Raw genomic sequence first — 12229 nt, 5'->3', positions numbered from 1 at the left:
AGGAGAAAAAACATGGATACTTATTACAACCCAGAGGACCTGGGAAAATTTGGAACAATAGGCGAGAAAGCACCTGAATTGGCGGAAAAGTTTTTTGGCTATTATGGTGCCGTTTTTGAGGAAGGGGCTCTGACAGCAAGGGAAAAGTCTCTTATTGCTCTGGCTGTGGCCCATGCTGTGCAGTGTCCGTACTGCATTGATTCCTATACGAATGACTGTTTGAATAAGGGCGTCAGCGAGGAGCAGATGACAGAGGCGGTTCATGTGGCGGCTGCCATAAGAGGCGGCGCGACACTGGTCCATGGAGTACAGATGAAAAATATTGTTAAGAAACTGGAGTTATAAAAATGTTGAAACAACTGGAGAAATTAACAGATATCCCGGATTTTCCTGAAATGATATCTGATGATGAAGTGAAAAATACGGCTGACAAAATGGAAGTTCTGCAGGTTAATCTGGGAAAGATGTGTAATCTTGCCTGTAAGCACTGTCATGTAGAAGCTGGACCCGGGCGGACAGAGGTAATGTCAAAGAAAGTCATGGAAGCCTGCCTTGCAGTATATGAAAAGCAGGGATTTTCAACCATTGATATTACCGGGGGTGCTCCGGAGATGAACCCTGATTTTGAATGGTTTTTAAAAGAAGCCTGTAAAATAACCGGGCATGTCATTGTGCGCACTAATTTAGTTATCTTGCTGGAGAAAAAGTACAGCCATCTGCTGCAGCTATATGCAGAAAATGAAGTAGAACTGGTATGTTCCCTGCCCTACTATGAAGCTGGAAGAATGGACAAAGTGCGGGGCAGCGGCACATTTGACAAAGCGATTAAGGTGATCAAGGAGCTGAATAAACTGGGGTACGGAAAAGATCCCCATCTGGTGCTGAACATGGTATACAATCCGGCAGGCGCATTTTTCCCGCCTGAGCAGGGTGCCATGGAGCAAGAGTATAAGAAAAAGCTTGGTGATAAATATGGAATTACATTTAACCAGTTATTTACAATCACGAATAATCCAACCGGAAGGTTTGGTACTTTTCTGATAAATAGTGGGAACCTCAATGGTTATATGTATAAGCTGTATGATTCCTTTAATCCGTCGACGCTGCCAGGTATGATGTGCCGTTTTCAGCTGTCGGTGGGCTATGATGGAGCACTCTATGACTGTGACTTTAACCAGGCAGCCGGCATTCCAATCTCGACAGGAGATAATATATTTGATATAATACATAATAATTATACCCCGAGACAAGTGTGTTTCGGCAGACACTGCTATGCCTGTACTGCCGGACAGGGATCCAGCTGCGGCGGGGCCACGGAAAATTAAAACAACGGGGGAAGCAATACCATGAAAGAAGCAATACTTATATTTACAAGGATACCCGTTCCGGGGCACACAAAAACCAGAATGATGCCATATTTATCAGAGAAGGAATGTGCACAGCTGCATATATGTTTTTTGAAGGATATAGAAAGAGAATGCCAAAAGACCGGCAGAGACTTATATGTGTTTTTCACACCGGAAGGGAAACAGAATATTCTGTTTCCCATTTTTGGAAGAACGGTGAAATACAGAGAACAAAAAGGAGGCTGCCTGGGGGAGAGAATGAAAAATGCCCTTGAGGCGGTTTTTCGTGAAGGTTACAGGGCATGTATTTTAATTGGGACAGATATCCCCGAACTGAGAGCATCTTATCTGGAAAATGCTTTTGAGAAGCTGAGAACCAGGGACGTTGTGCTGGGTGCTACGTCGGACGGAGGATATTACCTGATAGGGATGAAACAACTGTATACAGCGGCCTTTGAGAATCAGACTTATGGGCATGAAACAGTATTTGAGAATACAGTGGAGGCCCTTAAAGATAAAAACATTTCTATTGATTATGTCCCTCAGCTATCGGATCTGGACCGACCGGGGGATTTGCAGGAGTTCACTGAGAGATACAGAAACAGTGTGAGCTGTCGTAAAAGATTTCTGAACCGGCAAGGAGAAACATACAGTGAAAATACCAGAAAATTTATATTAAGTCACCGGAAGATATCCATTATCATCCCTACATACAATGAAGAAAAAACAATTACACATATTCAAAAACAGCTGGAACCAATAAAAGACAAGTGTGAAATTATTTTTGCGGATGGTGGAAGCACAGATAAAACCCTGGAAAAGATAAAAAAAGAGTTTAAAATCATAAGAACGAAAAAGGGAAGAGGCTGTCAGATGAATGCGGGGGCAAAAGCAAGTCATGGCGACATTCTGTTTTTCCTGCACTGCGACAGCTGCCTGCCGCCAAATACACTGGAGCAGATTCGGTATGTGACGAAAAAGTACCGGGTGGGCGGTTTTGGAGTCGCTTTTGCATCCCCCAATTTCTTCATGTTAACATGCAGAATAATTTCCAATTACCGCATGAAAGTGCGCGGCATTATATTTGGAGATCAGGGCATGTTTATAGAACGAAAACTCTTTTTAGAAATGGAGATGTTTCCAGAAATACCGCTTATGGAAGATTACCAGTTTTCACTGGATTTAAAGAAAAGAAGAGAAAAAATCGGTATGACAACAAATCGTATTTACACCTCTGACCGGAGATATCCAAAGGGGACAATCCCCAAATTGAGACTCATGGGGAAAATGTATAGCCTCAGGAGAAGGTACCGCAAAGGGGAGTCTGTAGAGAAAATAGCGGAAGAATACAGAGATATCAGGTAAGAAGAGACGGCGAAATAAAAACGCCGTCTCGTGTTTTTCTATAATTCAATTAAATCGTGTGTAAAGCGTACCATGTTTTCATATCCGTCTTCTTTCACCAGGAGCTGGTCTTCAATTCTTATGCCCCCCCACTGTGGTATGTAGATACCAGGTTCGATTGTCCGAACGTTTCCAGCAGGAATTGGAGTGGTATCTGTTATGGAATCAAAGGGTCCCTCATGAACAAAAAGCCCAATCCCATGGCCGATATTGTTGTACTGATATCCCATGTAAGGAGTATCCTGAATGGCTTCCAGAGATTTCAGATAAATTTCTTTTCCGGTAATCCCCGCCTTTGTGATTTCTGTGGATTCTTCCGTCATTTGTTTACAAAGAGAATAGACTTCTTTTTGCTTTTCGGTAGCTTTGCCAACCACAACGGTACGTGTCATGTCTGACATATATCCGTTTACCTGACAGCCGAAATCCATCAGCACAAAATCACCATATTCGATAGCCTTCTCAGAAGGGATGCCGTGGAGAAGAGAGGTCTTTGCACCTGATATCAGAATATTCCCGTAGGGCATCGTGTCTGCCCCTTCCTGTACCATGTAAAGAGAAAGGGTTGCCGCAAGTTCTTTTTCTGTAATTCCCGGTTTAATGAGAGGCAGCAGTCTGTCCAGTGCCCGGCAGGAAATTTCGCAGGCATCTCTCATATACTGGATTTCTTCTTCTGTTTTTACTTGACGCATCTCCTCAATAACGCCTGAACAGGGGACAAGGGTTGCAGGAACCTTTTCCTGGAAGGTTAAGAAATCTGCGTAGCTTAAGAAATCGGATTCGAAAGCAACTTTAGATAACTTCTTTTCGGTGACCAGTGTACCTACCATATCACCCTTTGTCTTGCCTGGGGTACGCCAGTTTTTAATGACATATTCAGGACATTCTAAGCCGGCCTGCTCTGTGTATCTGGGGTCTGTCAGAAAAAAGTATGCATTTTCCGTAATCAGCAGTGAACTGTCGTCTCCGGTATAACCGCTGATAAAGCGGACATTTTCCTTTTTTGCCACGTAAAATGCATCAATGCTGTGTTCTTTCATGTAGGTGAGTAATTTTTTCTCGTTCATAATCAGACATCTCCGTTTCTATTTTTTAAATATTTTTGTCTCCAGTTTAGCACTGTAGATTCTTGGGGAGCGAGGCTTCGCCAGCGTCCCTTTAGCTTTCAGTATATTCCTAATTGAAAGGCAAGTCAAACTATTTGCAGTTGCTTTTTCAACAGTGAAAGCTTCGTTTTCGAATTCCATTTTATCCAGAGTTTTTTGTGTAAGAGACTCTATACGGTCAGGATACAATGCAGCATACTGTTTCAGTCTCTCATACGTTTCGAAATACATAAACAAGTCTCCTTTACTTTGAAATTGTTTTATAATTGTGAGAACGTGTAGTGCGTAACAATCCATACGTATCAGGCGTCAAAACACCTTTTGACTCCTTTATCTTAATATGATTATAGTGAAAATAATTTGAATATGGTATAGATATAACGGACAAATAGCATAACTATATGGACTAATAGGGGACTTTTATATAAATATGTGGTAAAATTGTTCGGAAAGAGCGAAGTGGAATTGAGCCGGTCTCTCGGAATCTTTACAGGTTAATCAGAGGAGGAGACATGAAGATTAGAGTTAAGGGAAATCAAAATGAAGAGATTGAGGGGTTATTTGCGGATTATCCGTATGTTTTTCATATTGCTGATTTAAGGGACACGAAAGTGCCCTGGCATTGGCATGAGGAACTGGAGTTTGACTATGTGGTGAAGGGTACTGTGAGGGTGGTTACGCCAAACGACAGCTATGTTTTTCGTATAGGAGAAGGCTTTTTTATAAATACAAATGTATTGTCGACTATGGAAAGCGTGAAAGGAGAAAGACCTGGATACATGGAATCGCATTTGTTTCATGCTGTACTTCTGGGAGGGCATTTTAAGAGTGTTTTTGAAACAAAATACCTGAACCCGGTTTTGCATAATAAGAAGTTGGAAATTATGGGATTTCGTCGAGGAAATACAGAACAGGAGGAAATGCTGAGGAAATTAACACAGTTGTCCGACCTGCAGAGGAAAGAGAATACAGAATTTCAGACAAGGAACCTTTTGTCGGAAATGTGGATTCTTGTGATGCAGCAGATGAAAAATGAGGGAAATAAAGGGCTTCCGGTGAAGAGAGTGAATCAGGAGCGAATTCAGACGATGATGGCTTTTATCCAGCAAAATTATAAAGAAAAGATATCCTTGGAGGACATCGCTTTATCAGCCTCTGTGAGCAGACGGGAATGTCTTCGTTGTTTCCAAAGCTGTATACACAAAACACCTTATGAGTATTTACAGGAGTACAGAATCGAGGCAGCAAAGAAGTTGCTCCGGGATACAGATATACCGGTTATGGATGTTGCATTTCAGACAGGTTTTACGGATGGGGCTTATTTTGGAAAAGTCTTTAAAAATATGTGCGGAAGAACGCCGGGTTCGTATAGAAAAAATTCACGAGAAGAATTGTAAAGCAAAGCAAGTAATGATACAATTGAGTCAGTTAGCAATAACTGTTATCGAAAACACATGAGCAAGGAAAGGATACGGTGAAAGTCTATGAAAAATATTAAACTTAATAATGGCATCGAAATCCCGCAGTTAGGACTTGGAGTTTTTCAGACCCCCAAAGGCGAAGATACAGTGAATGCTGTAAAATGGGCGCTGGAGGCAGGTTATCGGCACATTGATACTGCAAAGGCATATGGAAATGAAGCGGACGTAGGTCAGGGAATACTGGAGAGTAAAGTTCCCAGAGAAGAAATATTTCTCACCACAAAGTTGTGGAATGATGATATACGTGCAGAGAGGACAAAAGAAGTTTTTGAAGAGAGCCTGAAAGCGCTGAAAACGGATTATATAGACTTGTACCTGATACACTGGCCGGTAGAAAAGTTTGAAGAAGCATGGCTGGCTATGGAGGAACTGTATCAGGAAGGGAAAATCAAGGCCATCGGTCTGAGCAATTTCCATAAGAGTCACCTGCAGAAGATTCATGAAATTGCCCATGTGAAACCGGTTGTGGATCAGATAGAATCTCATCCGTATATGAATAATCAGGAGTTAATCGATTTGAATCAATCTATGGGAATTGAAGTGGAAGTTTGGAGTCCACTTGGAGGGACAGGTGGCAATGTGCTGCAGGACGAGACCTTAAACAAACTTGCGGAAAAATACGGGAAAACACCTGCACAGATTGTGCTGCGCTGGGATATTCAGAGAGGCGTCATCGTAATTCCGAAGTCTACCCATAAGGATAGGATTGTTTCGAATCTTGATGTTTTTGACTTTGAACTGGCAGATGAGGACATGAAGGTAATCAATCAGCTGAATAAGAATCTACGCGTAGGCCCGGACCCAGATAATTTTAACTTTTAACATCGATTAAGGAAACGGAGGTGGTCTGGTTGGAGATAAAGAGCGTAGCTTTGATTGGACTGGGAGCAATGGGAGTTTTCTTTGCACCGAGAATGGGTGAGCACTTAGGAAAAGGGAATTTTTGTGTAATCGCGCAGGGTGAACGAAAAAAGAGACTTGAAACACAAGGGGTAACTGTAAACGGTGTGAATTACCGTTTCCCAATATGTACACCTCAAAATGGCACACCGGTGGATCTGATTATTATGGCAGTAAAAGACATGGCATTGGACCCGGCAATTGAGGATATTCGGCTGTTTGTGGGAGAGAATACACAGATACTGTGTGTAATGAACGGTGTAGAGAGTGAAAAGAGAGTAGCAGCGGTTTACGGGTGGGAGCGTGTTCTATATTCTTATATGAGAATGTCTATCGTTATGCGGGGAAATAAGGCTGATTTCGACCCGTACTGGGGAAAAATTTATTTTGGAGAAGAAAAAAATGATAAGCTGACGGAGCGTGTAAAGGCAGTCAGCAATGTGATGGAAGAGTGTGACATCCCCTACAAAGTGGAAAAAGATATGATGTGGGGGCTCTGGTTTAAATATATGTGCAATGTGGGTGAGAACATGACTTGTGCTCTGCTCGGTATTCCCTTCGGAGTATACAGGGAGAGTAAACCAGCCAATGAGATCCGCTGGGCGGCAATGAAGGAAGTTCAGAAAGTAGCGGCAGCAAAGGGAGTTATAATCACAGATGAGCAGATGAAAAAGCAGCATGCGTCGCTTTGCCGGATTCCTTATGAGAACCGGCCCTCCACCCTTCAGGATATAGAAGCTAAGAGAAAAACGGAAGTAGAAATGTTTGCCGGAACCATGGTGAAAATGGGACAGGAGCTGGGGATTGAAACCCCTGTTTGCTGGATGTTCCTTCAGGGAATCCGAGTGCTTGAGGAGAAATATTTGTAATGCAGCGAAATCGAGCTGATGGCTGAACTGCAATGAACGTAATTAATGGAAAGGAAATATATAGGGTATACAATGGAAAAAATAAGAATTGGAATTGCCGGATATGGCAATATAGGGCGTGGAGTTGAGCTTGCCGTAGAGCGAAGCGAAGATATGGAACTGAAAGCTGTTTTCACAAGACGTGCACCTGAGACAGTAGGAATCATGACAGAGGGTGTTCCGATCGTGCATATGGATGAGATATCATCTTGGAAAGGGGATATTGATGTCTTGGTTCTCTGCGGCGGTTCTGCCACGGATCTTCCGGTGATGGGACCTGAGCTTGCGAAAAACTTTAATACAATTGACAGCTTTGATACACACGCAAAGATTCCGGAATATTTTGCAAATGTAGATGCGGCGGCCAAAGAAGGCGGCAATGTAGGAATTATTTCCGTAGGCTGGGATCCCGGCATGTTTTCACTGAACAGGCTTTATGCAGAATCGATCCTTGTACAAGGAGATACTTACACCTTTTGGGGTAAAGGTGTAAGTCAGGGGCATTCCGACGCAATCCGCCGGGTGCCGGGTGTGAAGAACGGGATCCAGTACACTGTTCCGGTTGAGGAAGCCATAGAGAAAGTAAGAGGCGGCTGCGGACCGAAATTTACAACAAGAGAAAAACATTGGAGAGAATGTTATGTTGTGCCGGAAGAAGGAGCCGACCTGAAAGAAATAGAAAAAACAATCAAGAACATGCCGAACTATTTTTCGGATTATGACACGGCAGTCAGCTTCATTACAGAAGAAGAGCTGAAAGAAAATCACAGTAAAATGCCTCACGGCGGCTTTGTTATCAGAAGCGGGGAAACAGGAAAAGAAGGTAGTAAGCATGTAATAGAGTACTCATTAAAATTGGATTCAAATCCCGAATTCACTGCCAGTGTCCTGGTATGCTACGCAAGGGCGGCATACCGCCTGTCAAAAAAAGGAGAGTCCGGAGCAAAAACGGTATTCGATATCGCACCGGCTCTGCTTTCCATGAAGACAGCAGAAGAATTGAGAGCGGAACTACTGTAAAAAGGGGACTGACCCTTTTGAGCTCCGTTTTCGCAATTGTTTGAAACAATTGCAAAAACGGCATTCAAAAGGGTCAGTCCCCCTATTGGTTCCCTTTTTAAGAAATCTCATCCAGTGCTTTAAAGGTGTATCCCATTTCTTCCCATTTTTTCAGAAGCTCGTCGAGGATTTCTGCATTTGTCTTTGAGGTGCTGTGGAGCAGTACGATTGCACCGGGGTGGACTCTGCCCAACAGTTTTTCAAAGGCTTCTTCTTTTGTAGGCTGTTTATCTTGATACCAGTCCACATAGGCCAGACTCCAAAAATAGGTTTTATATCCTAATTCTTTTGCCATCTCCAGGTTGGCTTCGCTGTATTTACCTTGGGGCGGACGGTAATATTTAGTCATTTCCTGCCCGGTAATTTCTTTGTACTTGGATTCCACATCTCCTAATTCTTTTTGAAAGTCCTCTTTGGAGGCTATCTTGGACATATCGGGGTGGTGGTATGTATGGTTGCCTACTGTGTGTCCTTCTTCTGCCATTCTTTTTATTAACTCCTGTTCAGAGGAGATGAAATTTCCTACCACAAAAAAGGTGGCTGGAGCATTATGCTTTTTCAAGGCATCCAGTATGGGGGCAGTGTTGCCATTTTCGTAGCCTGCATCAAAGGTTAGATAGAGTACCTTTTCGTTCGGATCTCCGATATAATATGCATCAAATTTTTTTAAATCTTCGGCAGTTGCATTGGCAACAGGAGCTTTTCCATCCTCCTGAAAGCTTAAGCCCCAGTTTCCCTCCCCGTTTGCAGAAGTAGCAATCGCTTCCGGGAAAAAGTGCTCCTGTACTTTTCCGACTCCATGCCCGACGAGGAATGCGGCGGCAAAGAGAAGAACCAATTTCCCCCCTCGCTTCAGAAGTCGTGTGTGTTTTAATTTAATTTTCATTGCATCACCATAATCTTAACTATTATTACAGTGTATGCCCAAAACAATGCAAAAATTCTGACAACGGACCGCAAAAGGGTCAGACCCCCTTGCTGTTCATTGTCAGAATTTTCTGGCTAATTCATCGTGTATATGATTTCCCATATTGTAATCTAGCTTTTTATTCAGCCAGATTTCTTCCGAGCCGATAGCCTGATCAACCAGCATCATTAATCCGGTCACAGTCTGCAGGCCTTCATCCCGGGCAATTTTAAGAAACTCGGTTACCAAAGGATTATATACTATATCTGCGGCAACTTTGAATTTCTTGATAACGGAGGCATCTGCAGGACTTTTCCCTGTGTTGGGATACATCCCGACAGGGGTGGTATTGATTATAATATCACCAGCCGGAATTTCTTCTAAACTGCAGGTGTGAATATAGGGAAAATGTTTCTGCAGCTGTTCTTTTGCTCTTTTATTTCTGGCAGCCACTGTTATCCAGGCAGCCCCGGCAATATGAAAACCGTAGACCAGAGCTTTTGCGGCCCCTCCGGAGCCGAGAATTACGACACTTTGGTTTTCTAAAGCAATCCCGGCCTTGGAAAACATACTGATCATCCCAAGGTAGTCGGTATTGTAGCCGCAGGAGATACCATCTTTGAGGAGAATTGTATTGACAGCACCTATTTCCTTTGCATGGGAATCCAGCACATCCAGCAGCCCACAGACTACTTCCTTATATGGAATTGTTACGTTCATGCCAAGAATATGATTTTCTTCCATAAACTCCATTACATGAAGGGTCTCCCGGTGATCCATCTCATACTTTTTATAAGTTCCGGCAATGCCTTGCTGCCTTAATAAATCCTCATGGATTTCAGGGGAAAGACTATGTCCCAGCTTTTCCCCCATTAATCCAAAATGTAATACATTTTTCGTTTTCATATTAATCGCTCCGCTTTAAATTACTTTTGCTTTAAATTATTCCATCTGTTTTGAAAAAATCAAGACTGGTGGGATACACATAGCTGTCGCCTATTTTATGAAGGAGCACTACGTTTAAGCGCCCATCCAGATTTTTTTTGTCAAGCTTGATGGCATCCGTAAGTACAGATACAGGCAGTCCGCATTCATAGGGAAGACCATAAGTTTTTAAAATGCGATAAATTTTTTCTGCCTGTCCGGTTGGTGTCAACCCTGCTTTTTCAGCTATTTTTGTGATTTGATACATTCCAATCGCAACAGCTTCCCCATGACTTTCCCTTTTGTAGTGATAATACTGCTCGATTGTATGGCCGAGAGTATGTCCAAAATTCAGGAGCATGCGTTCTCCGGTATCAAACTGATCGGCCTCCACAATGAAACGTTTAATATCAATGCAGCGACAGATAATGGAGGTAAGCTGACTTTTTAAATCCGCAAAGGAAGTGTGAGAATTTAACAGGTTGAATAAGGCTTCATCCCTGATACAACCATATTTAATAACTTCGCCCATGCCGTCCGTAATGTAACGCTCAGGCAGCGTGTCCAGCGTTTCCGGGTCTACTAAAACTAATCTTGGGTGATAAAAGGCACCCACCAGATTTTTCCCCTGTGGCAAATCTACGGCAACCTTCCCGCCCACTGAAGAGTCCACTTGTGCAAGAAGTGAAGTGGGTATTTGTACAAACATAACCCCTCTCAAATAACTTGCTGCCGCAAATCCTGCCAAATCCCCAATGACACCGCCTCCCAGGGCGATGACCAGATCACTGCGGGAAATCTTTTCTTCCAGCAAAGCTTTGTATATCTGTGGTAGGGTCTGAAAACTCTTTGTCAGTTCCCCGTGGGGCAGGACAAGGCTGTGACACTCATAGGAAGAAAGAGCTTTAATCAAAGATTCACCGTACAGCGGATAAACATGATCATCAGATATAATCATCATGCGCTTTCCCTTAAAAATGTGAGAAATATATAATTCTGCATTTCTTAAAATTCCAGGTTCAACATAAATAGAATAACTCTCTTTCCCTAAATTAACTGTTAATTCCAAAAAAATTCTCCCTCCTATACAAAAAGACCTGCAAGGGGGTCAGACCCCATTGAAAAAGGTCTGCCCCCCCTTGCGAACCATCTACACAGTTTTTCCGACAAGTGCAGCAATTTGCTTAACCTGCTGCAGCAATTCTTCATATTTTCCAGGCTTTAGGGACTGTACTCCATCGCACAATGCGTTTTCCGGATCATTGTGGACCTCAATCATTAGCCCATCAGCTCCGGCTGCAATTGCAGCTTTCGCCATTGGATCCACTAGCCACCACTTTCCACCGGCATGGCTTGGATCTGCAATGACCGGAAGATGTGTCTTTTTCTTCAGAACAGGTATGCTCTGCAAATCTAAGGTATTCCTTGTATAGGTCTCAAAAGTGCGGATTCCTCGCTCACAGAGGATGACATTCTTATTGCCGGAAGACAGGATATACTCTGCGGACATAATCCATTCTTCATAAGTAGCGTTTAGTCCCCGTTTTAAGAGAATGGGACGGTCAACCTGTCCGAGCTGCTTGAGCAGATCGAAATTCTGCATATTTCTTGCTCCTATTTGAATTAAGTCTACCTTTTCATTGAAAACGTCCAGATATTGGGGAGACATTAATTCTGAAACAATGGGTAGTCCGGTCTCTTGTTTTACCTCATAAAGGATGTCCAGACCGTCCAGTCCAAGCCCCTGGAATGAGTAAGGGCTGGTGCGCGGCTTGAAAGCACCGCCGCGAAGCAGGTTGGCCCCGGAAGCTTTTGCCGCTTTTGCAATCTCCATAACCTGGTCAGAAGACTCTACGGAGCAGGGACCGGCAATCAGTGCAAGATGGCCTCCTCCGACCTTTACGCCGGATATATCAATGATGGAATCCTCGGGGTGAAAGGCGCGGTTTGCCAGCTTATAAGGTTCCTGGACATGCATCACTTTGTCCACCCATTCATCTACTTCAAATAATTTCGGGTCGATAGCGGTTGTATCGCCGATACAGCCGATGATTGTCATTTCCTGGCCCCTGACAATATGGGCTTCCAGGCCCTTTTTAATGATGAGATTCTCAACACGCTTGATGCTTTCTTCAGGCGTATGTGGTTTTAATACAATAATCATAATCTATAGCCTCCAATCTCAATGGATTTA

Annotated in this window: 13 protein-coding genes; 7 read left to right on the top strand and 6 right to left on the bottom strand. The window is 43.2% G+C overall.

Features of this window, described 5'->3' with window-relative positions; translation table 11 throughout:
* Positions 1–12 precede the first annotated feature (12 nt).
* Genes BN3456_RS06815 through BN3456_RS06805 form a run of 3 tightly spaced genes read left to right on the top strand, consistent with a single transcriptional unit; the run spans position 13 to position 2711 of the window.
* Positions 13–345, top strand: a complete 333-nt coding sequence (locus tag BN3456_RS06815) for an arsenosugar biosynthesis-associated peroxidase-like protein (protein WP_089983389.1) — start codon at positions 13–15, stop codon at positions 343–345.
* Between the two features lie 2 nt (positions 346–347).
* Positions 348–1325, top strand: a complete 978-nt coding sequence (gene arsS, locus BN3456_RS06810) for an arsenosugar biosynthesis radical SAM (seleno)protein ArsS (protein ID WP_089983388.1) — start codon at positions 348–350, stop codon at positions 1323–1325.
* Between the two features lie 21 nt (positions 1326–1346).
* On the top strand, positions 1347–2711 hold the full coding sequence (locus BN3456_RS06805; RefSeq protein ID WP_089983387.1) for a TIGR04283 family arsenosugar biosynthesis glycosyltransferase: 1365 nt from the start codon (positions 1347–1349) through the stop codon (positions 2709–2711).
* Positions 2712–2749: 38 nt separating this feature from the next.
* Here the strand turns inward: BN3456_RS06805 and BN3456_RS06800 are convergent, their stop codons facing one another.
* Both BN3456_RS06800 and BN3456_RS06795 read right to left on the bottom strand, forming a co-directional pair.
* On the bottom strand, positions 2750–3817 hold the full coding sequence (locus BN3456_RS06800) for a M24 family metallopeptidase (RefSeq protein ID WP_089983386.1): 1068 nt from the start codon (positions 3815–3817) through the stop codon (positions 2750–2752).
* 18 nt (positions 3818–3835) lie between these two features.
* On the bottom strand, positions 3836–4087 hold the full coding sequence (locus BN3456_RS06795; protein ID WP_089983385.1) for a hypothetical protein: 252 nt from the start codon (positions 4085–4087) through the stop codon (positions 3836–3838).
* 281 nt (positions 4088–4368) lie between these two features.
* On the opposite strand from BN3456_RS06795, the gene BN3456_RS06790 reads away from it, so the two are divergent.
* The 4 genes from BN3456_RS06790 to BN3456_RS06775 all read left to right on the top strand — a co-directional run bounded on the left by BN3456_RS06790 (position 4369) and on the right by BN3456_RS06775 (position 8165).
* Positions 4369–5253 (top strand): AraC family transcriptional regulator, encoded by an 885-nt coding sequence (locus BN3456_RS06790; RefSeq protein ID WP_089983384.1) that lies wholly within the window; start codon positions 4369–4371, stop codon positions 5251–5253.
* Positions 5254–5340: 87 nt separating this feature from the next.
* Positions 5341–6159, top strand: coding sequence for an aldo/keto reductase (locus BN3456_RS06785; protein WP_089983383.1), 819 nt, complete (start codon positions 5341–5343; stop codon positions 6157–6159).
* Positions 6160–6188: 29 nt separating this feature from the next.
* Entirely contained in the window at positions 6189–7106 is a 918-nt protein-coding gene (locus tag BN3456_RS06780) for a ketopantoate reductase family protein (RefSeq protein WP_089983382.1), read from the top strand.
* A 72-nt stretch (positions 7107–7178) separates the two neighbouring features.
* The gene (locus tag BN3456_RS06775; protein ID WP_089983424.1) at positions 7179–8165 is read left to right on the top strand and encodes a diaminopimelate dehydrogenase; all 987 of its coding nucleotides are present in this window, start codon (positions 7179–7181) and stop codon (positions 8163–8165) included.
* A 97-nt stretch (positions 8166–8262) separates the two neighbouring features.
* Here BN3456_RS06775 and pdaA read toward each other — a convergent pair whose 3' ends face one another.
* The 4 genes from pdaA to aroF form a co-directional block, all read right to left on the bottom strand.
* Positions 8263–9090 carry a delta-lactam-biosynthetic de-N-acetylase gene (gene pdaA / locus BN3456_RS06770; RefSeq protein WP_089983381.1) on the bottom strand — a complete coding sequence of 276 codons (828 nt, stop codon included), beginning with the start codon at positions 9088–9090 and terminating at the stop codon, positions 8263–8265.
* Positions 9091–9192: 102 nt separating this feature from the next.
* Positions 9193–10017, bottom strand: a complete 825-nt coding sequence (gene aroE / locus BN3456_RS06765; RefSeq protein WP_089983380.1) for a shikimate dehydrogenase — start codon at positions 10015–10017, stop codon at positions 9193–9195.
* Between the two features lie 31 nt (positions 10018–10048).
* Positions 10049–11104, bottom strand: coding sequence for a 3-dehydroquinate synthase (gene aroB, locus BN3456_RS06760; protein WP_089983379.1), 1056 nt, complete (start codon positions 11102–11104; stop codon positions 10049–10051).
* 81 nt (positions 11105–11185) lie between these two features.
* A complete protein-coding gene (gene aroF / locus BN3456_RS06755) occupies positions 11186–12199 on the bottom strand; it encodes a 3-deoxy-7-phosphoheptulonate synthase (protein ID WP_089983378.1) in 1014 nt (337 codons plus the stop codon).
* Positions 12200–12229 lie beyond the last annotated feature (30 nt).

The sequence above is a fragment of the Clostridium sp. C105KSO13 genome (assembly GCF_001517425.1).
Lineage (GTDB): Bacteria > Bacillota > Clostridia > Lachnospirales > Lachnospiraceae > Muricomes.
Note: the sequence above shows the minus strand (reverse complement) of the source record. Positions and strands in the feature narration are given on the sequence as shown.

Coding starts and splice junctions, on each gene's coding strand:
- BN3456_RS06815 (WP_089983389.1), top strand. CDS start 13: ATGGATACTTATTACAACCCAGAGGACCTGGGAAAATTTGGAACAATA.
- arsS (WP_089983388.1), top strand. CDS start 348: ATGTTGAAACAACTGGAGAAATTAACAGATATCCCGGATTTTCCTGAA.
- BN3456_RS06805 (WP_089983387.1), top strand. CDS start 1,347: ATGAAAGAAGCAATACTTATATTTACAAGGATACCCGTTCCGGGGCAC.
- BN3456_RS06800 (WP_089983386.1), bottom strand. CDS start 3,817: ATGAACGAGAAAAAATTACTCACCTACATGAAAGAACACAGCATTGAT.
- BN3456_RS06795 (WP_089983385.1), bottom strand. CDS start 4,087: ATGTATTTCGAAACGTATGAGAGACTGAAACAGTATGCTGCATTGTAT.
- BN3456_RS06790 (WP_089983384.1), top strand. CDS start 4,369: ATGAAGATTAGAGTTAAGGGAAATCAAAATGAAGAGATTGAGGGGTTA.
- BN3456_RS06785 (WP_089983383.1), top strand. CDS start 5,341: ATGAAAAATATTAAACTTAATAATGGCATCGAAATCCCGCAGTTAGGA.
- BN3456_RS06775 (WP_089983424.1), top strand. CDS start 7,179: ATGGAAAAAATAAGAATTGGAATTGCCGGATATGGCAATATAGGGCGT.
- pdaA (WP_089983381.1), bottom strand. CDS start 9,090: ATGAAAATTAAATTAAAACACACACGACTTCTGAAGCGAGGGGGGAAA.
- aroE (WP_089983380.1), bottom strand. CDS start 10,017: ATGAAAACGAAAAATGTATTACATTTTGGATTAATGGGGGAAAAGCTG.
- aroF (WP_089983378.1), bottom strand. CDS start 12,199: ATGATTATTGTATTAAAACCACATACGCCTGAAGAAAGCATCAAGCGT.